The organism is Colwellia sp. Bg11-12 (genome assembly GCF_014076955.1).
Classification (GTDB): domain Bacteria; phylum Pseudomonadota; class Gammaproteobacteria; order Enterobacterales; family Alteromonadaceae; genus Colwellia_A.
In genome coordinates this window covers 158,654-181,941 of sequence record NZ_JACGUZ010000080.1, presented here as the reverse complement: position 1 = coordinate 181,941, position 23,288 = coordinate 158,654, and the positions used below count along the sequence as shown (strand labels likewise).

The following is a 23,288-nucleotide window of genomic DNA, read 5'->3' as shown; positions in this document are numbered from 1 at the left end:
TATCTGGTTATCTGGTTATCTGGTTATCTGGTTATCTGGCGTTAGGTATCTAATGAAAATAAGTAAATTAATTATAGTCCTTATTGTCGCTTTATTAACATTCACTGGAATGTATGTCAGTGCAACCATGAACGCAATTGGCGAAAGCTATCAGGAGGGGGTAGCGGCTTTTAAATTACCTTTTCAGCTACTTAATGCCACTATGTTAGTGATTTGTGTCATTGGGTTTTGTCTTGTAATGTTTAGTGAGAGGTTCAGAATAAGTAGTCAAAAATATATGATTAGCTTTAGCCAAGGTGTTTTATTGGCAACAGTGCTGGTTTTTAGCCTAAGTTTTGCCCCTTGTTTAATAACTCATCCAACAGATGAAGCTCATTCTAACCACCATAATCTTCAAGTTGTGGTTGAACGATCATTACTTTGTCCTCGATATTCTAATCGTTCTTATTCGGTTATATTCTTATATTCATTGTTGGGTATTTCTCTATTTATTATTTCGCGAAAACCATCTCATAAAAATGCTTAACAATAATCGTAAACTGAAAGTATAGTGGGGCTTAAATTAGTTTATTCCCCTACAATACGCTTATAACACTTTGCGTAAACCTATAGAATAAGCGGCCTGTTCGTTTGATTGTTTATTTTAGGCAAGACTAATTTGCCTTTGTATAAGGTGTTATGTGTACTTTATCTCGAGAGGAAAACAAGTTATTCTGTTTATAATTTAATCTAAAAGGGATGAATATGTTTTTATTATTAATTTTGAATATCATATGTATCTTTATTTGCTTTTATATTGCTAAATATCGTCATGCACAATCTTATTATTGGGCATTTATGGGGGCGTTACTGGGTCCTCTCGCTATTCCTTTCGCCTTCCTATCAAAGCCAGAATTAAAAAAGACTTAATAGATTTTTTGCCTATAAAGAGCCATTTAAAGCACGAAAAATAGATGGCTTTTTAATTTAGCTTGATTTTTTAGCCAACAAATAATTGTCTCTTAACTGGAACTATTAGTCATAGGGACGTGCTGTGAATAAATCCATTATAATTTTAATGTCTTTATTGTCATTTTACATAGTCGCTGAAACATCTAGACTTAAACGCAAGGTAATTATTTGTAGTTACTCTGTGGCTATAGTCAAACATTATTTTCCATGTAAAATGGCGTAATAAAACTAAGGAAAGTTTGTTGTATGCGTAACCTATTAATATCGATTTTAGTTAGCTTTACATTATTGCAGTGGTCAAGTTTTGCTTGCGCTACATCGCTTGATGAAGCCTATAAAACTAAACAAAGTAACATTCAAGTTAAAGGGCATGGCGAAGTTATCCGGATACTAAATGATGATAACCAAGGTTCACGTCATCAAAAGTTTATTCTTAAACTCAGCTCAGGTAACACTATTTTAATTGCACATAACATTGACCTTGCGCCAAGAGTTAATTTGATTTCAAAGGGTGACATGGTTTATTTTTATGGTGAATTCGAATGGAATAAAAAAGGTGGTGTAGTACATTGGACGCATCGAGACCCAAATAGACATCATATAAATGGTTGGTTAAAGCATAAAGGTATTGTCTACCAATAGCTTTATCGCAAGCCATTTTAAGAATTAAGCATAGAGGGCTATTTCGGTTGACTCATCGTGAGTCAACTAAATCTCCCCATTTTTATTGTAAATAAAGGTATGTAATTAAGTATGGTTCAAAATATTATAGTCGTGGCATTATTAACAGGCTCTATTGGTTTAATGCTACTTGTTATAGGTTCTATTTTCACTGCAGTGGTTGCTTTGGGCAATAAACAGCATTTATTTGGTTGGTCTGTATTTTTATTTTTTCCAATCTCATTAATTTATTGTGCAATGAATTGGGATAAAGCGTCGTATTCTGGAAAAATGGTCTATTCAGGCGCTTTTCTGTTAACCGTAACCGCAATTATTTTAAAGGCTGGCGGTGTGATTTAGCTGAAGACATAATTGTCTATTCAAACATAACCAGTAATTGCCTCTGAGTAAGGCATTTATTTGTAATACAAGTTTTGGCCTTTATCAAAATAGATTTTGAGTAAAAATACCTTTGTACTTTTTATTATTTTACGCATAACGACACTAATGGCATCTGCTGATTTTTTTGATGTGTTTAGTGAACCCCTCTTAAATATAGGTACGAGTGAGATAAAACTCTGGGGTTGTCGATAATGCTTGATTTAAGTGACGCTTGGCAGAATTTTTTATTTACATCTCATGCCGACAAGGTTACTTTATCTGGTCTAACCAGAGGTGTGTATGTCAGAAAAAACGGTACTGTTAACTATCGAAAACAACATCGCTTATGTTGCACTTAATCGTGCAGAGAAGCATAACGCTATTAATATGGTGATGTTTTATCAGCTTGATAATATTATTAAGCAATTACAAAAAGACAAAACACTCCGCGCCATCATTGTGCATGGCGAAGGCGTAGATTTTTGTAGTGGCTTAGATGTGAAATCGGTTATGAAAGCGCCCATCAATATTTTAAAACTACTCTTTAAATGGTTACCTGGACAGTCAAATTTAGCACAACGTGTCTCTACTGGCTGGCGTAAAATACCTGCTCCTGTCATCATGGTTTTGCATGGACGAGTTTGGGGTGGTGGCTTACAAATTGCTTTGGGTGGTGATTTTCGCTTTGTTGAGCCTTCTGCAACTTTATCCATTTTAGAAGCAAGATGGGGGCTAATTCCTGATATGGGAGGAACGTTGGCTTTAAAAGAACACTTGCCTGCTGATCAAGCCAAATTACTGGCGATGACAGGAAAAGAAATTTCTGCTAAACAAGCGCTCGAATATCATTTGATTACTGAAATATCATCCGACCCAATGACTGCTGCAAAAGCGTTAGCAGTATCACTTTGTCAGCAATCTCCTGATGCTGTTGCTGGCGTCAAAAAACTTTATAATAAAGTTTGGTGGCGCAGTGAGCGTTTTACTTTAGCAAGAGAAACTTTTTATCAACTCAAAGTCATGCTGAGTAAAAATCAAAAGATAAAAGCTTATAATCAAACGCATGAAAAAGAACCTGCTAAAGCGTTTAAAAATAGAGGTTCTTGGTAGGTATAGCATCTTCATTTAATATGCCGGTTTTATTGCGTTTCAAACTATATCTGTGGCGTTACCGATGCAATAGAATAACGATTGCTTTATATGGTGACTTGGCATTTTTCCTTAGATGTACACTCAAGGCCCGCATTTTTAAATGATAACGGTATATAGAGAATAAAGTGAATAGGACAAAGTATGTATCCCCTTGAATATATAGAACCGGTTTTTCGCCCGCCAAGCGAATGGAAAAGCTTAATACTGCAAGTCACTAATGGCTGCTCTTGGAATAACTGTTCCTTTTGTGAGATGTATACGGCTGAAAATAAAAAATTTAAACCGAAAAAAGTAGAGCTTATTGAGCAAGAACTAATAAAAATTTCACATTCAGGCTTACCTGTTGGACGTGTGTTTTTAGCCGACGGTGATGCCGTAATGTTGCCGTTTAAACGGTTAAAAGAAATTCTTGAACTGATAAAAAAATACTTACCACATGTTACGCGGGTAGCCAGTTATTGTTTACCAAGAAATTTAACTAATAAAACGGTTGAACAACTTACCGAGTTAAGATCTTTAGGCTTGTCTTTACTCTATGTGGGCTGTGAAAGTGGAGACGATGACGTCTTAAAGTTAATTGAAAAAGGTGAAACATACCAAAGTTCTTTAATAGCCCTTAAAAAAATCAAGCAAGCAGGTATCAAAAGCTCAGTGATGATTTTAAACGGTTTAGGTGGGCCTGAACTATCAAAACAACATGCCCTTAACTCTGCTAAATTAATGAATGAAGCTCAACCTGATTACCTCTCTACATTGGTGGTAAGTTTTCCTTTAGGCCAAGAACGTTTTGCCCAAAAATTTACAGAACATCAATATCAGCCTTTTCGCCTTTTACATCAGCAAGAGTTGTTTACTGAAATGGAAACGTTGTTATCAGCACTTGAGTTAGATAAAACTATTTTCAGATCTGATCATGCTTCAAATTACTTGGTGTTGAAAGGGATCTTAGGTAAAGATAAAGATAAATTAGTGAATATGGTACAGATGGCGTTAGCGCAATCTACAGAAATACCTATTCGTCAAGAATGGCAAAGGGGTCTATAAGTGTGGTTTGCTAAACGTGAATTTATGCATTGTCATTAGTAAGCGGTTGTTAGTAAATAATAGCCGCCCGAAAGGACGGCTTTGTATGGTTATAAATTTATATTAAACGTTTCTGTGCCATTAAAGCCGGTGGTACTTAAAAATAGGTTTCAGTGGCTTTAGCGTGAATATTATTTATAAATTAAGACTCTATCGGTTATCAATTTAACCCTTACCTTGGGTACGATTTCGATTAGATTTAGCGCTAGCATTCTTTTCAAGAAATTTTTTCTCGATAAATTTGAAAATCATAGTGGCAACATCTTTTTCAGTCGCGGCTTCAATACCGGCTAAACCCGGTGAAGAATTAACTTCCATGACAACAGGGCCACGTTCGGCGCGCAGTAAATCAACACCACAGACGTGCAGCCCCATAACGTTTGCAGCCGACACTGCCGTAGCTCTTTCTTCTGGGGTAAGTTTAACGAGTACCGCTGAACCACCGCGGTGTAAGTTTGACCTAAACTCACCTTCAGCACCTTGACGTTTCATTGCGGCAACAACACGGTCACCAACAACAAAACATCGAATATCAGCACCACCGGCTTCTTTGATAAATTCTTGAATTAAAATATCGGCATTCAACCCCATAAAGGCTTCAACAATAGCCTCTGCTGACTTAGTTGTTTCTGCAAGTACTACTCCAATACCTTGCGTACCCTCAAGTAATTTTATAACGCAAGGAGCACCACCAACATTTTTAATCAAATCTTTGACATTGTCAGGACGATTAGCAAAGCCTGTTCTTGGCAAGCCGATGCCTTTTCTTGACAGTAATTGCATAGAACGTAATTTATCTCTAGAGCGACTAATCGCCACAGATTCATTGACACTGAAAGCGCCAGTCATTTCAAATTGACGCACTACCGCCGTGCCATAAAAAGAAATGGATGCACCGATCCGCGGTATTATTGCATCGTACTGTGGAAGTTCTTGGCCTTTATAGCGAACAACGGATCGGTCGCTAGTGATATCCATGTAACAATGAAGTGTATCGATAACGTCAACTTGATGCCCCAGCGCTTCCCCTGCCTCTTTTAATCGACGGGTTGAGTACAACTTCTTGTTTCGAGATAATATTGCTATTTTCATTTTTGATTTCCTGTTTTTATAAAGAACAATAACCTATAGACTAGACTGTTTACAAAATAGTCACAAAATAATATGAATATTTTTAAGAAAGGCAGTAAACAAGCGCTGTTTCATCATAAATAGTTAAGATGACAATTTGATTTCTACTGCGCTTCTTACATTCATGAGATTGTCGTGTGTTAACTATATTTGTTGACAGATATAAGGTCTCTTAACGTTCAAGGCGCTAGCATTATGTTAACCATATTTGTAAACTGACTTATGTAAAAATTTCGTTATTTATCAATTATCATGATATTTATTTATAGTAATCAGGGAATGCAAATTTGAAAAAGGTGTCGTATGCGCGATTTGTTGAACGTTATTTAACCGATGCAGTACTTGGCTTCTTTGCTTTATTGTCATTTTTTTCGTTTATTGCTCCTTTAGTCTTTACGTTTAATGATATGGCACAACATACCGTAGACGCTTTAGAATACGGTATTATTTTGTTGTTTCTATTGGAATACGTAAGTGGCTTTTTGCTTGCTAAAAATAAACTCAGATTTTTAACCGATGGCAGGCGGGTTATTGATCTGTTAATTATCACTAGCGCATTAATCGCTTTTATTCCTTTAGTGCCTGATGTTTTGAGGCATTCACCCGTATTTAGATTGATACGGGTAGGGCGGATTGCGCTATTAGGTGCGCGTTCGAGTCTTGCGCTCAATATTGACAATAATACGGTAAACACTGCTGAGAATCAGGGGATCACCAAGTTAAAGGTGCAATTACTGGGCCCCTCAGGTAAAGAATTTCAAGTCATTAGCTGGGAGCAAGGGCTTAACCGTATTCGAAGTGGCGAACCTGATTGGCTTTTTATTTCTGGTCTTGACGAATCGCGGCTAACGTCTATTACTGATGCACTTAGAGTTCCCGTTAGTGCGGTTCAAGGTTTGTTCCAGTCGGTCAGTCCTGGGTTTGATACGCTTGAGCACTTCTCCACATTTTTTGTTCGATACCCCATGCCTATGCTGCCAGGAGAACGGCTAATACGCACGCCTATCTTATTGGTTGGAACGCCAGAGAACGTGGTGGTGTTGAGCCGTGAGCAGACCGACCTCGACGAAAAGGTACAATTACGCTTGGCGAGTATTGACACCAATACACCCAAAATTGTGCGGGCAACTTTAGCACTAGTTAGTGAAATAATGTCGGCCTACACCCACGTAGCCACAAGCATAGAAGTTGCTCTGACACAGTTAGAAATAACGCAAAGGCAAATGGGAGATGAGGCTTTTTTAGCGCACACATTTTTACTCAGAGCTGATATTTTGAATGCACGTGGAAGTCTTAAACACTTAAAAAGTGTGATCAGAGATTTATCTAGTGGCAAAATAATTATTGCGAGTGCCAGCCACAGTGATCGTGAGCTTTTTCGTTACTTGGCCGACGACGCTAATGACTTATATGACAACATAGACGATTTACGTGAATCTTTGCAGAGCCTTGTTGAACTTAGGCTTAACGTATCTTCATTTCAAATGAATCGTGTAATGAGATTATTAGCCTTGCTCACTGCTTTAGCACTTATTCCTGCTACGATTGGCGGATTACTTGGCATGAATATAACCGATGCTCCTTGGCCAGCAACGCTGTCTCAAGTTGCTTTTGGAGTAGGGGTGGGTATGACATTGAGCCTTTATGTTTTTGCCATTAAAGGCTGGCTGCGTTAATTTTTGCTCTTTGCTCTTAATAAGCATGGATGAAAATTAATATTGACAGATAACCGCTGGCTAGGTTTTACTTGGCGACATAAGGTTAGCCACGCATTATTTAGCTGGCGTCTATTACAGATAACGTCAGTATTTTTAAACAACAGAGGTAAAATTATGGACATAACAGAATTAATTATATTTTTAGCCATTGGTGCGTGTGCAGGTTGGCTAGCAGGAACATTGATGAAAGGTCGTGGTTTTGGTTTACTCGGTAATATAGTTATTGGTGTAATTGGTGCGGTACTAGGCGGGTTTGTCTTTAACTTCTTAGGTATATCAGTAGGTGGATTAATTGGCTCAGTTGTTACCGCAACTGCAGGTGCTGCCTTACTGCTTTTTATTATAGGAATAATTAAAAAGGCGTAACAATCTAGCAAGGCGAGTAAACTGACAAAATAGTTGGCTGTTTTATTCCATTGACACGGTAGCCAATAATTTTGCTGCTAATCATAAGTTCAAATAAACAAAAAATAGCTAGTTGTTGATGAGTTTACTTCTCTTTTAATCAGCTATTATTTGTCACTTAATGTGGCGTTATGACTTTGAGTGAAACGATGACGATACCCACTGGCAATGCTTTATTTCAGTTGAAGACGACATTAATTTTATAAAATCTTATCGCCAAAGCCGTCGTTATTAACTCACCAGTAACTTTAACGTGATTAGAAAATAGGGCTCTTGCAAGACGTTTACAAAATGATAAACATTTTGAAGATAAAATTACAGCAATAAAGTGGCTTAAACTCCAGTCATAATAAGATATTTCAAAGGGAAGCTAATATTGACGGTACTTTTTTTAGCCTGTTTTAAGCTGAGCTTTTAGGTGTTAATAAGGAGTCACCTATACCTTTTTCATCAGAGCTAGGCATTATTTGTAAAATGTTAATGACTTTATTTTCATAATAGCTACACGTCGTTTTTAACCTATAATATTTGATTTTACATCAAACTACCGGCATATTCCTCGAAAACCCACCTATGTTAATGCCATATCGGTAAACAATGCGCGCGTTAGCATCAACGATGACATAACCGAACGTTTTATTTCAGGTAAATAGGCAATACTGATCTTAATTTCTAAACCTTACGTAAATACATTGTGAAAACAAAATAGTATTAACTAAAACTCACTGAATAGGAAAATACAATGTTAAATAAATTTATTACAACAGTATCAATTGTGGTTGCCAGCTTAGCTTTTATGCCGGTCTCTTATGCTGAGCATCATGGTATGAAGAAAGATATTGTTGATGTGGCTGCTGAAAATGGCTCTTTCAATACACTTGTTGCAGCAGTTAAAGCAGGTGGGCTTGTTGGAACACTCAAAGGTGATGGGCCTTTTACTGTATTTGCACCCACAGATGAGGCTTTTGCAAAGTTACCTGAAGGCACGCTTGAAATGCTTTTGAAACCAGAAAACAAAGATAAACTCGTTGATATATTAACATATCACGTAGTTTCTGGAAAAGTGATGTCTACAGATGTCGTAAAAGTAACAAGTGCGCCTACCATTCAAGGTAAAATGTTGATGGTTAAAGTCATCGATGGAAATGTAATGATAAATAAAGCAAAAATCATCATGGCAGATGTAAAAGCAAGTAATGGTGTTATACACGTTATTGATACGGTATTAATTCCTTAGTAGTAAGCTCGGTAGGGTGTCGGTTATTTCTCATATAATCGATACTCCAAGAGTCTTATCGCGACTTCCCTATTTATAAAAAGTATTATAAAAGCGAGTCATTTTAGAAATCAAACTAAAATAAAATCTGCAATAATAAAATTTATTCACAATAAAAATATAGGTTATGGCGCACACAACCTATATTTTAGTATGACAATAAATACCATTATGTTTATTGTCATTAAAGCAGAACTTCTTCTACGCAACTAACTTCTTTGATAATTTATTTACTTTGGTTTATTCTCAACGCTAAATACAAGTCAGAATGAACATAAATTCCTTCGTGACCTGATTTTATCTCTGCTTTTTCAAACCATGCCAACAACTGTCTTTTTCTGCCAGCAAGCTCAAGGCGTACGCCGCGTTTTCTAAAGATAAGGTCTAAATCAGCCAACATTGCCATAACACTTAAGTCTAAATGGGTGAAGCATGGCACTGCATCGATAATGACACACTCAATATCATCTTTTTGTCTGGCATATTGCTCTAACAACCGGCGCTTAAAAAAACTAGAGTTAAAGTAAGTTAAGGGTGAATTAAAACGATAGATAAAAATACCATCTACCGATTTTGCCTTATCACTGGCATCTAGACTTCTTACCACACCGTTGATATCAACGCCGAGTATATGGTCAGTGGGGCGCATTACTGTGCGAATAAATTGGAATAAACCGAGCAATACTGCAAGTGTAATGCCGGGGATAACACCAATAAATAACACCGCCAATAAAGTAGTTAAAGTTAAGTAAAATGCTTGTCGGTCTTTTAACCTGAGTTTCCATACCATTTTTAAATCTAGCAGGTGTAAAGAAGCAATAATCAATACCACACCCAATGCCGCACTAGGAATGAATTTAAGGGGGGCAGTAAAAAAAATAGCAATAATAGCAATAATGGCGGCAGCTATAATGGAGACTAGTTGCGTTTTTCCGCCATTCGTATCGTTAACTGCGGTGCGAGATGATGCGCCACTCACCGCAAAACCTTGCGATAAAGCAGACGCTACATTAGCAATACCTAACGCCATAAACTCTTTGTCAGCATCTACATCATAGCCATTTTTTGCCGCAAAACTGCGGGCGGTTAGCATCATACTGACAAAGCTAACTATCGCTAAGTTAAGTGCAGGCATAACAAGTTCTCGAATAATGCCAACATTAAATTCAGGTGTTTGAAATAACGGTAAACCTCCTTCGACAATACCTATGGTTTTTACGCCAAACTGCTCTAAATTTAAAAGCCATACCAAAGTCGCCCCCAAGGCGATGGCAAACATAGAAGCCGGCCAAGAGGGTCTTATATGCTTTATACCAAAATAAATACCCACGGTAAGTAAAGCTATTGATAAGGTTGGGTAATGCGTTTGTGATAGGTAGGTTGGAACGCCTCCCAAACGTTCAAGCAGGTATCTTTCATCGAAGGTAAAGCCAAATATTTTAGAGAATTGACCAACAATAACAGTGATCGCAACTCCATTTAATAGGCCCATTAATATAGGCTTAGATAAGAAGTCAGCTAATACGCCTAGCTTAAAACGACTGGCAAGTATGCACCAAAAACCAGTCATAGCGGTCATCGTGATGACTAATTGCCAGTGTTTAATACTGTCACCAGCTGCTAAAGGTGTTATTAATGCGGCGATAACGGCACAGGTTGCAGCATCAGGACCGACAATTAATTGCTTAGAGGTACCAAATAATGCATAGACCATCATAGGTAATACGCAGGAATACAGACCTACAGCCGCATTAACTCCTGTGAGTTGGGCATAAGCTATAGCAACCGGTAACGCAACAGCTGCAACCGACAGTGCTGCTTTAACATCATCAGCAAACCAACTTCTTTCATAGTGACACAAGGTATTTAAACCCGGCATAAAATCATACAAACGTGACAACACTAAAGTACCCTTATTTATTTAATTCGCAGTGATGCTATGCGTTTTGCTAATGGTGGATGACTCGAAAAGAGCGCACTCATTTTACTTGAACTAATGGCAAAAGCTGACATTTCTTTTGGTAGTTGTGGTAAGTTTTGCAGTTGTTCTAGTTTACTTAGCGCAGCAATCATATTTTGACGACCCGCAATATTAGCCCCACCTTCATCGGCTCTAAATTCTCGATAGCGAGAAAACCACATCATAATCATAGTTGCTAATAACCCTAAGACGAGTTGAGAAACCATTGAGACAATCCAAAAGGCTGGTCCGTGACCACTTTTTACGTTAAATACATTGCGGTCAACCACATGACCAATAATGCGTGATAAGAACACCACGAAGGTATTTAAAACGCCTTGAAGTAGCGTCATAGTGACCATGTCACCATTGGCTACATGACTTATCTCATGAGCAAGTACCGCTTCTACTTCATTTTGACTCATGTGACTTAACAAGCCGGTACTCACCGCAACTAAGGCATTATTTCTATTCCAGCCCGTCGCAAAAGCGTTGGGTGAAGGGTGATTAAAAATACCGACTTCAGGTAATCCTATGTTGGCTTTAAGGGCTTGTTCTTGCACTGTTTTTAGTAACCACCGTTCGGTTTGGTTGCTCGGCGTCACGATAACCTCAACGCCCATACTCCTCTTTGCCATAAACTTAGAAATAAACAAGGAGATAAATGAGCCACTAAAGCCGATAACCGCGGCATAAATGAGCAAGGATTGAAGGTTAAGGTCGACACCATTTTCGGCTAATAGCCCTTCAATACCGAATAAGCGAAAGGTAATACTCAAAATCATCATAATGGCAATGTTGGTCGCCAAAAACAGTAAAATTCTCATTGTTTATCTCTTAATTTAGCAATAATAATGTCTTTATAGACAGGGCTATTAATCAAATAGTCACAAAGTAATTTAATCAAATAGTTGTCCGGTAATCAAAGTATTTTGATTACACGCAATAGTATTATTTTGTTCTTCTATTTACTTTAAAGTTTATAGCGGCTTCCCTAAGGTTTTTCTAGTGTTCTGTCAGTTTATTTAATACAAACGTTTGTTTTTTCCAAGTTGATGTGACTTTATTCTTGCGTTGAGAGTCTAGAGAAATGTGGGAAGATTATTGCCACAAAAACACCACAAAAAATATGACAAAAAAACGTAAAGGAAATGTATGAGAGCTTTATTTTTATTGATGGGTCTATTTATAAACCGGTCTGTTAACGCAGAACAAAATATATTCAATGTGCTAATTCAGATACCAACCTAGTTAAAGATGTCCGCAGCGAAGGTAATAATGTCTGGATTAAACTTGCAACAGTTAATCTTGCTGATGACATAATCATATGCATTTCAAGTAAAGATAAAGATTTATACCGCCCTTGGTTTAACGCCAGTGTTGACCTTGAATCAAAAGTTTTTCGAGGTAATGATGTTTGGTCTGATAGACTTCAAAATGAAGCTCGTTCTATTGTGATGGTGGGTTATTTTTTGGGTAATCTTGTTGGTGTGATGATTGAGAGTGCAGCTGAAGTTTCTTCATTTAATCAACCAAAGCCCTTAGGTAATATTGCAAAGTTCTCTATATTTTTCATTGCACGCGTCGTGGGTATTGAAGAGCTCGGTATCAATGCTTGTTGCAACATAAAATAGCGTTAATTCGGGTAAACCTATAGTTTCTCTAGAGCCGACAAGTATTTTTTCTTTTATAGTATTTATTTCATTATTTCTTATTTTTTTGTTTGAGCGAATAGATTTATCGCTATCCGCAGGTCTAGAAAGTAAGGTTATTAGGTAAGGTTTTCAGCAAAAAAAGCCAATGTACGATCCCATGCAAGTTCGGCATTTTCTTTATCATAGCGACTAGTAGAGTCATTATGAAAACCATGTTTTGCATTTTTATACATATGCATTTGATAAGGAACTCCAGCACTTTTTAGGTCGTTCTCATATTCAGGCCAAGAGCTATTAACTCTTTCATCGAGTTCGCCAAGCTGAATAAGTAATGGAGCCTTGATATTTTTTCTTAATTCTTTTTTTGCAGGTGTTCCATAAAAGGGGACACCTGCAACAATGAGTTCAGGCTCAATTGCCGCTAAGTAATTAACCATGTAGCCCCCAAAACAAAAGCCAACAGCACCTAGTTTCCCGTTGCTTCTTTGATGAGTTTTGACAAATTTAGCCGCAGCAATAAAATCTTGTTGAATTTTAGAGCCGTCTAACGCTTTTTGCATTGCTCTACCTTCATCATCGTTACCTGGGTATCCGCCTAATGAAAACAGAGCGTCTGGAGCAAAGGCAAGGTAGCCTGCTTTAGCCAAGCGGCGAGCAACATCTTTCACGTATGGGTTTAAGCCCCTATTTTCATGAATAACTAAAACAACAGGTAAAACACCTGTTTTCTGAGTGGGTGTGACTAAATAACCTACGCCTTTACCGTAACCGTTTGGAGAATCAAAGGTCTCATAAGTTGCTTTTATTTCGTCATCATTGAAAGAGACTTGTTCAGCTAAGGCATAATTAGGTAGCAGCGCTGATGTGAGTACGGTCATTGAATAACCAACCGCAACTAAAGTGCTTAATTTCGCCATAAAAGTTCTGCGGTTCATTCCTCCATGCGCATATTCGTCATACCAGTCAAATGCTTCTTGAGGAATATCTTCTTTTAATTTTTTTGACATTTTGCTCTCACTTTTGAATGTTATTTTTAGCGAACTGAATATTTTACATACTTATAAAATATATTTATTTAAAAGATTTCGCAAATTTAAAGCGTTATTAAGCCCTAATTATTAATCGTTATGAATAAAAATAGTGGCTTTTTATCTTTCCATTTATTACCTAATTATAATCAAGTTTGTATTTATTCTAATTAGGCAGAAAACGCACTTTCATAGAGAAGCGACTCAATAAAATTAGTCATAAACGTCAACCTGACTTTAGCGTAGATAATTGTGGGCACTAAAGTGCTATTGCTTGATCACTAAACTTTCATTCATTATACAAGCCACTTTTTATTTTGGTTGATACTATGTTTATTCTAAAATTTTTAACTTCGCTGTCTATATCACTCACGTTAGTGTTTAGTTTATTGAGTCAACCTGTCTCTGCTCAATTTGTTGAGTTAACCGACTTTAGTGAAAACCCTGGCAATTTAACGGCCAGTTACTTTTCCCCAAAAATGGCTAAACCCAGCATCGTCGTTTTGTTGCATGGCTGCGCGCAAACGGGCGAAAAATTAGCGAAGCAGAGTGGTTTACTCGGCTTAGCGAAGCAACATGATTTTGCCTTGTTAATGCCTCAGCAAAGTTTAGAAAATAATATTAAAGGGTGCTTTAATTGGTATTCAGCCAGTGACTTTGCTAAAGAAACCGGTGAAAATCTATCGATAAAAAATATGATACTTACGTTAAAACAGCACTTAGGTGGAGCAGATGTGTATATTTTAGGATTGTCTGCTGGTGGTGCTATGGCGAGTAGTTTGTTAGTTAATTATCCTGACCTGTTCAAAGCGGGCGCAATCGTTGCAGGCATTCCATTTCCCTGTGCAGATGGTTTGATCACCGCTATTTCTTGCATGAAAAACGGCCCTTCACAAAGCTCAAGTGAGTTAACATTGTTAGTAAGTAAATTAAATTCAAATCAAAAGTCATGGCCAAAACTATCGGTATGGACAGGGGCTAATGATGCGATTGTTAATCCGTTAAATGCCATCACTTTAGCAGAACAGTGGGCTAATTTATCTGGAATAACGCCAATGCCTCAGGTAAAAAGCAAAGTAGGAATTAGTATTAAATCATGGGGGAATAAGCAGGATAAAGCGCAAGTAGAGCTTATTGTCGTGGCTGATGTCGGCCATGGCATCATGGTAAATCCTAATGAAGTTAATGGTGGAGAAGCAGCTGACTACTTACTTGAATCACCGATTAGTACCGCTAAACATATTATTGACTTTTGGCACTTATCCTCAGTAAAACAATAACATTAATAAATATAGTTCTTTAAAAACAATGGTTTGCTTGTGGTACTATAGTGCTAATTATTTTTGTTAATTTATCAAGTAGAGTGTAAATAGTTGTAATAACAACGTGACTAAAGTCGGGGTTCAACATAACAAGCATGACGCTTTACTCATAACTCAAAATACAAAAAATATAATAAGGGTTACTCCATGAAACAGTTCAACAGAAAGAGAAGTTATCTTGCTTTGGCAATTGCCGCAGCATTAACAAGCCATATAACTTTTGCAGCCGAAGCTGAAGATACTACACCAGCGGCAAAAGACTCAGGGCTTGAACGAATTGAAGTTACTGCACGTAAAAAAGTTGAAAGCTTACAACGTGTTCCTGTCGCTGTTACTTCTGTGGGGGCAGAGCAACTCGCGCAAAGTGGTATTAGTGCAATGACAGAAGTGCAGCAGTTTTCGCCTAATACTACGCTACAAAGCAGTCGAGGTACTAACTCAACGTTAACAGCCTTTATTCGCGGTGTGGGTCAAGACGACCCTTTATGGGGGTATGAACCAGGTGTTGGCATTTATGTTGATGATGTTTATATCGCTCGTCCACAAGGTGCGGTACTTGATATTCTTGATGTAGAACGCATAGAGGTATTACGTGGCCCACAAGGTAGTCTCTATGGTAAAAATACGATTGGTGGTGCGATTAAATATGTCACTAAGAAGATGTCAGGTGATGTTGAATTAGATTTAAAAGCGACTGTAGGTAGCTATGCTCGTCAAGATTATAAACTGGCTGGAAAAATACCTGTCATTGAAGATAAGCTTTATGTTGGATTTGCTTTAGCTAACTTAACCCGCGATGGCTATGGTGAGTTTTTACAGTCTAGTTTACCCGGTCAAGATTTAGAGAATTACAATAAAGATGTTTTTGCCGGTCGTGTTACTGTTGAATTCACGCCAACAGATGATCTGTTTTTCCGTTTCAATTACGACAAAACAATTGATGACTCAAATGCAAAAGGCGGCTATAGACTTTTACCCAGTATGGTTACTGACGCGCCTATCCCTGACAGTGTTTACGACTCTTATACAAGTATGCCTACATGGAATAGTGTTGAATCAGAGGGCTTTAGTTTAACCGCAGAATATAGGGTTAATGATACTTGGTCAATAAAGTCAATTACGGCTAGCAGAGATAACTATTCTAAAACAAATATTGATTTTGATAATACCGCTGAGCGCATCTTTGATGTACCGGCTATTTATGACGACGAACAGTTTACGCAAGAGTTTCAATTAAATTATGACTCTGACAACTTAACCTTTGTTTCTGGCCTGTATTATTTTGATGGTGAGTCTTGTGGGAATTTTGATGCCATTCTTGAGCATTTAGGAAAATCTCTTAGCTTACCAGGGCTTACTCGAGAAGTCGCTGGCTGTAATAACAGCGAAAGTTATGCAGTATATGCACAAGGTTCGTATAATCTTACGGATAAACTTTCAATGACTTTAGGTGCTCGTTATACCGAAGAAGAAAAAACGGCGAACGTGAATAATGGTCTAGCATATGAAACAGTTTATCCTGAAAGTGACTGGGTATCTGGTTATGTCCGAAGTGATATAGAATTCCCTGAAGTATTAAAAGACAGCGAAGATTGGTCTCGTTTCACACCACGAGTAGGTATTGAGTATCAGTACACCACTGACATGATGTTATTTGCCAGTTACTCACAAGGTTTTAAATCAGGTACTTTTAATCCAAGAGCAAGTGGCCCTGAGCCAGCAGTAGACCCTGAAGTAGTTGATTCTTTTGAAGTGGGCGTGAAAAGCGAATGGAATGACAACTTAAGAATTAATGCAACAGTATTTTACCTTGACCATACCGATCGCCAGTTTGTTACTGTGCTACCTATAGAAGGTGGTGACGGTAGTGAATTAAGCCAACGTTTAGGTAATATAGGACAGTCAACTGCTTCTGGTTTAGAGCTCGAAATTGAATATGCCGCCACCGACAATTTAAACCTTTTTGCAACATTGGGCCTAATTGATGCTTCGTTTGAAAAAGTAAACTCTTTTGATGGCGACGGTAAATCTATTGATATCAGTGATACTTTTACGATTACTAATACACCAGACACTACAGCCAACGTCGGTTTTGCTTACAATATGGATACCTCAATGGGGAGCTTTGTTGTCAATGGTAATTACTATTACCGCAGCGACTATGATTTAACACCAACAGATAATTTATTAACACAAGATGGCTATGGGTTATTAAATTTTGGTGTTAATTGGTATAGCAACGATAGCGATTGGACCGCTTCACTACACTGGAAAAACATTACTGATAAAGAATACTTAGTGGGTAACTATGCTTTTCTTGGGGAACAAAATGATGATGGCAGCTACGCACCGGGTCTAGGTGGTGATACTACGCTGATTGGTTATTATGGCGACCCATCGACGGTTGCATTGACTATAGGTTATAGTTTCTAGTCAGTTATTTTAAATCAAAAAGGGCGAGTTAATACTCGCTCTTTTTTCGTTAAGTTGCTATTTTAGTTGAAAAATAGAAAGCTGCTTAATAGAAGAATAGCGCTTATAATAGTTAATACTATCAACTGGCTTTTGTGCGATAAACCAATAGAGGAAAAAAGTATGAGTACAGCGAAAGTCGTGATTGCTGATGATCATCCGTTGTTTCGTACTGCGTTAAAACAAGCGGTGGTCGAGTGTATGCCTGATTCGGGCATTATTGAAGCCTCTAATTTTAGCGACTTATTGCATCAAATAGAACAGTCACCCGCGTTAGAAATAATCTTTCTTGATTTACATATGCCGGGTAATAATGGCTTTACGGGCCTTACACAACTGCAAAACAATCACCCAGACCTTATTGTGATTATGGTGTCGTCTGATGAAACGCCACATATCATGCAAAAGGCGATTAATTTTGGTGCCGCTGCCTTTATTCCTAAATCTGTTGATTTAGCGGTTATCGCGCAAGCTATAAATTGTGTACTGGCAGGTAATACTTGGTTACCTGATAACTTTGATATTTCATTAGACAATGAACAAGTTACGGCGAATAAGCTGCTGGCTCAACAATTGGCCAAGTTAACCCCGCAGCAATATAAAGTATTGTCTTATGTTGCCGACGGTCAATTAAATAAGCAAATAGCCGGTATTTTAGCGATCAAAGAAAATACGGTTAAAAAACATGTTTCAGCCATTTTGCTGCAGTTGGGCGTTTATAACCGAACTCAAGCCGGATTGGCTTATCAGCAATTGATGTTAGCGCCACAAGAAAATATAAGCCTTTAATACGTTGTCATTGATAAGGGAGAGCACCAACCGCGTAAACTTTCCACAATCATTAGAGGACGCTAATAAACAATACACATCTACTATTCATCCCTAAATAGAGAACCTAATTCACGCTCATAGCACAGCCACCTGTTTAAAGTAGAGTGAATTATTTTAATAAGCAATTGATTATTAGCATCTAATCGCTAGATAGTGTAAAAACAGTGTCTATACTTAATCACATTTTTAACCGTTCGCAATCAACGAATGCTTTTAAGCTATTCTCGTTTGTTATGGGTAGTTTACTTTTTATCGTTATTGTTGAATGAACAGTCCTGACATAAGGGATTGTACACTACCTACTATGGATGATATGAAAGCACTACAACAGAAAATTAAACGTCGTAATTTATTAGCGATCTCTTTAATCGCTATTTTAATTAGCCTCTCCTTTTTAAGTTTAACAATATTATTTAATCAACAAGCTAAAGATTCGGTAACGATTAATCTTGCTGGCAGCCAAAGAATGCTGTCGCAAAAAATCGCCTACCTTGCCATTAAACATTCTCATCAGGTAACCCTGGGTGAAGTTGACGAAAAACTCATACAAAACTTGCTCAGTACGGCTGAATTGTTTTCGAATAATCAGTCGTTTTTAACAGATCTTGCGATTAATAAATCTAAAAGTATGCCCAGTGAAATAGTTTCTTTGTATTTCAATATGCCGACTCAGCTTAATGACCAAGTTAATGACTACGTTGAAAGTGTTATTGAATTAACTAAAGCCCAAGACAAAAATAGTGCAAAAACTATTATTAAACAAAAGTTTAATCGTGATTTAATAGAAAGTTTACTGGTTTCTCTTGATGTGATTGTTACAAAAATAGAGCAACATGCCAGCCAGCGTAACGATCATATAAAAATGCTAGAAGCGATTTTATGGCTAATCACAATGGTATTATTAATTGCCATTAGTATGTTTATTTTTAGACCGTTAGAACGACTCATTAGTAATTATCATCAGGAACTGTCGCTTGCAAAGCAACAAAGCTTTGAGTTAACGCTTGCCATAAATGAGCATGCTATTGTTTATAGAGTCGATATGAATAAAAAAGGAACTGTTACAAACGTTAATCAACGTTTCCTTGATTTTTATCGTTATAGCGAAGACGAAATTATTGGGCATAGTGCCTTTAAACTGTTTGGTTACCAGTATACGGAACAAGATTATCACGCGATATTTAAAGAGATTACTGGAAAAGACTACTGGCATGGAGAATCACTGAATAAAATTAAAGGGGGTCGAGAACTTTGGTTAAGCACCACAATCGTGCCAGTGATAAATAATGAAAAAAGAATAGAGTCGTATATTGTTATTCAGAACGATATCAGTGAAATTAAGCAAACAGAACTAACCCTTAATCAGCTTCATAAAATAACCTCAGATGTAAAAAGTACCTTAATTGAAAAAATTCAAAATATCCTAGCACTTGGTAAACAAGTTTTTAATTTACCGCTCGCAATAATCAGTGAAATACGCGAGCAAGACTACCGTGTTGTTTATTGCCATACACCGAATAACGAAATTAATCCGGGTGACAAATTTGAAGTGGGTAATACTTATTGTATTCATACTTTACAAGCTGATAAACCTATTGCTTTTCATCAGGCTGGCTCTAGTCAGATAAAAGACCATCCGTGTTATCACGCCTTCGGTTTAGAAAGTTATATTGGTGTACCACTCGTTGTTGATGGTAGACGATTTGGTACCTTGAATTTTTCTGGCCCTGAAGCATCATCTCGGCCATTTACCGATCGAGAATTAGAGTTAATTCAATTGTTTTCTCATTGGATAAGCGCAGAGCTTACTCGTGTTAAGCAGCAAGATGAGTTATTGGGACAGCAATCCTTAATGGAGCAAATGGCTCAGCAAGCTCGCATTGGAACATGGGAGGTTGATCTGACAAGTAATAAAGTTTACTGGTCAAGTATGACCAAAGATATCCATGAAGTCTCAAGTGACTACCAGCCAGAATTATCAGAAAGTATTAACTTTTACAAAGAAGGTGAGAGCAGAGACAAAATTCAAATGTTAGTCAAAAAAAGCATAGAAGACGGTACCGACTTTGAACAAGATTTACAGCTCATTACAGCCAAAGGTAATGAGATTTGGGTAGCGGGTCGAGGTCGAAGTGAGTTTGTAAATGGAGAATGTGTTCGTTTATACGGCTCGTTTCAAGACATTACCGAAAAAATGACCACCCAACAGAGAATTATTAACCACAACCAACGTATGACTTTAGCAGCAGACTCAGCAGGTATAGGGGTTTGGGAACTCAACCTTGTTACTCATGAGCTGAAGTGGGACGACTGGATGTTTAAGTTACATGGTGTTTCTGGTGAGCAGTTTTCAGGGACTTATCAAGCATGGGAAAAAGCAGTACATCCTAATGATTTAGACAAAGCGGTTAAACACTTTAATCAAGCGATTGAGGCACATCGCAAGATAGATACCCAATTTCGGATCATATGTCCAAATGGGGCAATAAAGCATATAAAATCTGCAGCAGTTATCAGCTACGATAATAATAATCTGCCACTTTCCATGATAGGGGTAAATTATGACGTTACCGCATTAGTTGAGAATGAAATAGCGCTTATCGCAGCAAAAGATCAGGCTGAGGTTGCCGTAACAGCGAAAAATGAATTTTTTGCAAGCATGAGTCACGAGATAAGAACACCTATGAACGGTGTTATTGGTATGATTGATTTAGTTAAAGACTCACCGTTAAACCAAGAACAAAAACACCGCTTGGGTATCGCTCAACAAAGTGCTAACTCACTCTTATCTTTAATCAACGACATTTTAGACTTTTCAAAGATAGATGCTAATAAGTTAGAGCTTGAGAATCTCAGCTTTAATCTACGTGAAATGATTGATGACTTAGCTGAATCTTTTGCCCAACAAGCACAAAGCAAGGGTTTAGAATTGATCATTGATCTTGTTAATATCGAAGAGTCACTGGTGGTTGGCGATTCAAACCGACTTCGTCAAATATTAACAAATTTATTAGCGAATGCGATTAAATTTACCAAACAAGGTGAAGTTGTTATTCGTCTTAGCCAGCAATCTCACTCTGCTTCCCATTGGCGTATTATCGCTTGTGTGTCAGACACCGGAATAGGCATTTCAAAAAGTAAGCAAAAAGAGTTGTTTGAAGTCTTTACCCAAGTTGATGCGTCAACTACGCGTGAATATGGTGGCACGGGTCTAGGATTAGCTATCGTTAAAAAGCTGTGTTTATGCATGCAAGGTAGTGTCAAGGTAGAAAGCAATGAAGGACAAGGTAGTGTTTTTAGTTGCGACTTATTATTAGAGAAATCAGCAGATACGTTGTTGGCAATGCCGATAAAAGGGGTACATGGTAAAAAGGTGCTAATTTTAGAAAACAATCAATCGTGTGGCGAAGTTATTAAGCGACAATTACTGTGCTGGAAAATTGAAGCTAATTTGATAAACAGTGTACAACCGGCCTTATCTGCACTTAGTAAATCAGCAGAAAATCCACCATATGACTTATTGATAGTAAATCGGCAACTCCCTGACCTAGATGCTTTAGCTTTTGTAAGAGAAGTACGTTCAAATCCTTTTAACAAAGATCTCAAAATAGTGTTTATGACGCTAATGAGCAGTCAGCTCGATTTAACCGATAATGCTCAAATGGGTATTGATGGTTTATTTCCTAAACCGGTCACTACCTCTGACTTACATAGTGCATTAAACTTGATGTTAGCGAGCGCCGAAAAAGTCCCGCTTAGTGACGCTACGCTAAAATTAACAACACTATCAGCTTCGGGGGCTAATCTAGCGCCTAAGTTAGATAAAGCCTGGACGCAAGGTATTAAGTTACTCTTAGTGGAAGACAATCGTGTTAATCAAATGGTTGCTATGGGGGTATTAAAAAAAATAGGCATAACTCAATGCGTTATCGCAGCAAACGGAAAAGAGGCAATCGAGAAGCTTAGATCGAGTGACGATAGTTGTCCATTCACTTTTATTTTTATGGATTGTCAAATGCCTGAAATGGATGGTTACGAAGCGACAACGTTAATTAGACAAGCGGTTGCAGGAGCGAGGTACCAAAATATACCTATTGTTGCTATGACGGCTAATGCGATGCTTGGCGATAAAGAAAAATGTTTATCTGCCGGTATGGATGATTATTTAGTTAAACCTATTAACAAAGCGCAAGTAGAAGACACAATAAAAATATTTCATGACAAAAAGAATAGTTAACGGGGCATACTACTGTCTTTGTTTATTTTTGATAATGCAGACGTAATAATTCAACAAAAAACTGTGCAGACTGCGATAACGGATAACGCTTTCTGGTAATAATACCAACCCGACGACTGATTGTTGGCGAAGTTAATGGACAATATTTAATGTTAAGTGATTGTATTTGTTGTTTATACAAAGACGGTATTGCACTGACGCCCAGTTTATTAGCGACCATTTGAACGACAGTGGCTAACTGATTACTTTCATATTTTACCTTTAAAAATAAAGCTTGCTCGGCCAGTGTATCTTCCATTAGCATGCGAATACTCGATGGTCGTTGCAAGGCAATAAAAGGATAATGGCTGAGTTGCTGCCAAGTTAACTCACTAGCTTGTTCTAGGTTATGGTTATCTGGGAATACCGCCAGTAATTCATCACTAAACAGTGTTTCAAAATGTAAATCATCAAATTCGCCAGGATCAAAAGTAATGGCAAACTCTACTTTACCATTTCGAACCATAGCAACGGCTTCTTCGGCGATAACATCATGCACTCTTACTTTAATTTCTTGATAATCAGTGGTAAAAGCCAGTAAATGTTGCGGTAAATGGGTACTCGCAAATGATGGCATTGCTGCTAAAGATAAATTGCCACGCTTTAAAGAGAATAGCTCAGCAAGCTCTATAAAAGCATCATCAAAGTCTGCTAATAAACGTTTCGCTGTCGGTAAAAAAAGTTGTCCTTCAGGCGTTAATGATAAGGTTCTTGTTGAACGCGCCAGTAACTTACCACCAATGGTTTCTTCTAAATTTTTGATACTAATACTTAATGCTGGCTGTGATAAATGTAAAATTTCACTGGCTTCGGCAAAGCTTTTAGATTGGGCAATGGTGATAAAAGTGCGTAGTTGTTTGAGGGTAATATTCATGCAATTATCCTAAATATAGCCAGTTATAATTTTTATTTATTAATAGTTAATATTAATTAATTTTACATATTTATGCAATTGTATAATGCTGGTGTTAAGTCAACTTCCTTAAT

At 37.5% G+C, this 23,288-nt stretch carries 18 protein-coding genes; 13 read left to right on the top strand and 5 right to left on the bottom strand.

Going from position 1 to position 23,288, the window contains the following annotated elements:
* From H4J39_RS17205 to H4J39_RS17185, 5 genes are all read left to right on the top strand, one after another.
* A partial coding sequence (locus tag H4J39_RS17205) for a hypothetical protein (RefSeq protein WP_220462242.1) occupies positions 1-526 on the top strand: 526 nt, incomplete at its 5' end.
* A 671-nt stretch (positions 527-1,197) separates the two neighbouring features.
* Complete coding sequence (locus tag H4J39_RS17200) at positions 1,198-1,593, top strand: DUF3465 domain-containing protein (protein WP_182229566.1); 396 nt, start codon at positions 1,198-1,200, stop codon at positions 1,591-1,593.
* A gap of 111 nt (positions 1,594-1,704) precedes the next feature.
* Positions 1,705-1,971 carry a hypothetical protein gene (locus tag H4J39_RS17195; protein WP_182180055.1) on the top strand — a complete coding sequence of 89 codons (267 nt, stop codon included), beginning with the start codon at positions 1,705-1,707 and terminating at the stop codon, positions 1,969-1,971.
* 321 nt (positions 1,972-2,292) lie between these two features.
* On the top strand, positions 2,293-3,102 hold the full coding sequence (locus H4J39_RS17190; RefSeq protein ID WP_182229565.1) for a crotonase/enoyl-CoA hydratase family protein: 810 nt from the start codon (positions 2,293-2,295) through the stop codon (positions 3,100-3,102).
* A 183-nt stretch (positions 3,103-3,285) separates the two neighbouring features.
* The gene (locus tag H4J39_RS17185; protein WP_182229564.1) at positions 3,286-4,188 is read left to right on the top strand and encodes a radical SAM protein; all 903 of its coding nucleotides are present in this window, start codon (positions 3,286-3,288) and stop codon (positions 4,186-4,188) included.
* A 204-nt stretch (positions 4,189-4,392) separates the two neighbouring features.
* On the opposite strand, the gene rimK is transcribed toward H4J39_RS17185, so the two are convergent.
* The gene (gene rimK, locus H4J39_RS17180; protein ID WP_182229563.1) at positions 4,393-5,319 is read right to left on the bottom strand and encodes a 30S ribosomal protein S6--L-glutamate ligase; all 927 of its coding nucleotides are present in this window, start codon (positions 5,317-5,319) and stop codon (positions 4,393-4,395) included.
* A 335-nt stretch (positions 5,320-5,654) separates the two neighbouring features.
* On the opposite strand from rimK, the gene H4J39_RS17175 reads away from it, so the two are divergent.
* The 3 genes from H4J39_RS17175 to H4J39_RS17165 all read left to right on the top strand — a co-directional run bounded on the left by H4J39_RS17175 (position 5,655) and on the right by H4J39_RS17165 (position 8,718).
* Positions 5,655-7,034 (top strand): CorA family divalent cation transporter, encoded by a 1,380-nt coding sequence (locus H4J39_RS17175; protein ID WP_310649771.1) that lies wholly within the window; start codon positions 5,655-5,657, stop codon positions 7,032-7,034.
* Between the two features lie 156 nt (positions 7,035-7,190).
* Positions 7,191-7,442, top strand: coding sequence for a GlsB/YeaQ/YmgE family stress response membrane protein (locus H4J39_RS17170; RefSeq protein WP_182229561.1), 252 nt, complete (start codon positions 7,191-7,193; stop codon positions 7,440-7,442).
* 781 nt (positions 7,443-8,223) lie between these two features.
* Entirely contained in the window at positions 8,224-8,718 is a 495-nt protein-coding gene (locus H4J39_RS17165) for a fasciclin domain-containing protein (protein ID WP_182229560.1), read from the top strand.
* Between the two features lie 265 nt (positions 8,719-8,983).
* Here H4J39_RS17165 and H4J39_RS17160 read toward each other — a convergent pair whose 3' ends face one another.
* A complete protein-coding gene (locus tag H4J39_RS17160) occupies positions 8,984-10,660 on the bottom strand; it encodes a SulP family inorganic anion transporter (RefSeq protein WP_182229559.1) in 1,677 nt (558 codons plus the stop codon).
* Between the two features lie 14 nt (positions 10,661-10,674).
* Complete coding sequence (htpX, locus tag H4J39_RS17155; protein ID WP_182229558.1) at positions 10,675-11,544, bottom strand: protease HtpX; 870 nt, start codon at positions 11,542-11,544, stop codon at positions 10,675-10,677.
* A gap of 645 nt (positions 11,545-12,189) precedes the next feature.
* On the opposite strand from htpX, the gene H4J39_RS17150 reads away from it, so the two are divergent.
* Positions 12,190-12,351: a hypothetical protein gene (locus H4J39_RS17150; RefSeq protein ID WP_182229557.1), complete on the top strand. Its 162-nt coding sequence runs from the start codon at positions 12,190-12,192 to the stop codon at positions 12,349-12,351.
* Between the two features lie 137 nt (positions 12,352-12,488).
* On the opposite strand, the gene H4J39_RS17145 is transcribed toward H4J39_RS17150, so the two are convergent.
* Complete coding sequence (locus tag H4J39_RS17145) at positions 12,489-13,379, bottom strand: dienelactone hydrolase family protein (RefSeq protein ID WP_182229556.1); 891 nt, start codon at positions 13,377-13,379, stop codon at positions 12,489-12,491.
* A 350-nt stretch (positions 13,380-13,729) separates the two neighbouring features.
* Here H4J39_RS17145 and H4J39_RS17140 point away from each other — a divergent pair, with 350 nt between their 5' ends.
* The 4 genes from H4J39_RS17140 to H4J39_RS17125 all read left to right on the top strand — a co-directional run bounded on the left by H4J39_RS17140 (position 13,730) and on the right by H4J39_RS17125 (position 22,262).
* Positions 13,730-14,680, top strand: a complete 951-nt coding sequence (locus tag H4J39_RS17140) for a PHB depolymerase family esterase (RefSeq protein ID WP_182229555.1) — start codon at positions 13,730-13,732, stop codon at positions 14,678-14,680.
* A 189-nt stretch (positions 14,681-14,869) separates the two neighbouring features.
* The gene (locus H4J39_RS17135) at positions 14,870-17,155 is read left to right on the top strand and encodes a TonB-dependent receptor (protein WP_182229554.1); all 2,286 of its coding nucleotides are present in this window, start codon (positions 14,870-14,872) and stop codon (positions 17,153-17,155) included.
* 162 nt (positions 17,156-17,317) lie between these two features.
* The gene (locus tag H4J39_RS17130) at positions 17,318-17,983 is read left to right on the top strand and encodes a response regulator transcription factor (RefSeq protein ID WP_182229553.1); all 666 of its coding nucleotides are present in this window, start codon (positions 17,318-17,320) and stop codon (positions 17,981-17,983) included.
* A gap of 355 nt (positions 17,984-18,338) precedes the next feature.
* Entirely contained in the window at positions 18,339-22,262 is a 3,924-nt protein-coding gene (locus H4J39_RS17125) for a response regulator (protein WP_182229552.1), read from the top strand.
* Positions 22,263-22,284: 22 nt separating this feature from the next.
* On the opposite strand, the gene H4J39_RS17120 is transcribed toward H4J39_RS17125, so the two are convergent.
* Positions 22,285-23,175, bottom strand: coding sequence for a LysR family transcriptional regulator (locus H4J39_RS17120; protein ID WP_182229551.1), 891 nt, complete (start codon positions 23,173-23,175; stop codon positions 22,285-22,287).
* Between the last annotated feature and the right edge of the window lie 113 nt (positions 23,176-23,288).

Coding starts and splice junctions, on each gene's coding strand:
- H4J39_RS17135 (WP_182229554.1), top strand. CDS start 14,870: ATGAAACAGTTCAACAGAAAGAGAAGTTATCTTGCTTTGGCAATTGCC.
- H4J39_RS17200 (WP_182229566.1), top strand. CDS start 1,198: ATGCGTAACCTATTAATATCGATTTTAGTTAGCTTTACATTATTGCAG.
- H4J39_RS17190 (WP_182229565.1), top strand. CDS start 2,293: ATGTCAGAAAAAACGGTACTGTTAACTATCGAAAACAACATCGCTTAT.
- H4J39_RS17140 (WP_182229555.1), top strand. CDS start 13,730: ATGTTTATTCTAAAATTTTTAACTTCGCTGTCTATATCACTCACGTTA.
- H4J39_RS17185 (WP_182229564.1), top strand. CDS start 3,286: ATGTATCCCCTTGAATATATAGAACCGGTTTTTCGCCCGCCAAGCGAA.
- H4J39_RS17120 (WP_182229551.1), bottom strand. CDS start 23,175: ATGAATATTACCCTCAAACAACTACGCACTTTTATCACCATTGCCCAA.
- rimK (WP_182229563.1), bottom strand. CDS start 5,319: ATGAAAATAGCAATATTATCTCGAAACAAGAAGTTGTACTCAACCCGT.
- H4J39_RS17130 (WP_182229553.1), top strand. CDS start 17,318: ATGAGTACAGCGAAAGTCGTGATTGCTGATGATCATCCGTTGTTTCGT.
- H4J39_RS17165 (WP_182229560.1), top strand. CDS start 8,224: ATGTTAAATAAATTTATTACAACAGTATCAATTGTGGTTGCCAGCTTA.
- htpX (WP_182229558.1), bottom strand. CDS start 11,544: ATGAGAATTTTACTGTTTTTGGCGACCAACATTGCCATTATGATGATT.
- H4J39_RS17145 (WP_182229556.1), bottom strand. CDS start 13,379: ATGTCAAAAAAATTAAAAGAAGATATTCCTCAAGAAGCATTTGACTGG.
- H4J39_RS17125 (WP_182229552.1), top strand. CDS start 18,339: ATGAAAGCACTACAACAGAAAATTAAACGTCGTAATTTATTAGCGATC.
- H4J39_RS17170 (WP_182229561.1), top strand. CDS start 7,191: ATGGACATAACAGAATTAATTATATTTTTAGCCATTGGTGCGTGTGCA.
- H4J39_RS17195 (WP_182180055.1), top strand. CDS start 1,705: ATGGTTCAAAATATTATAGTCGTGGCATTATTAACAGGCTCTATTGGT.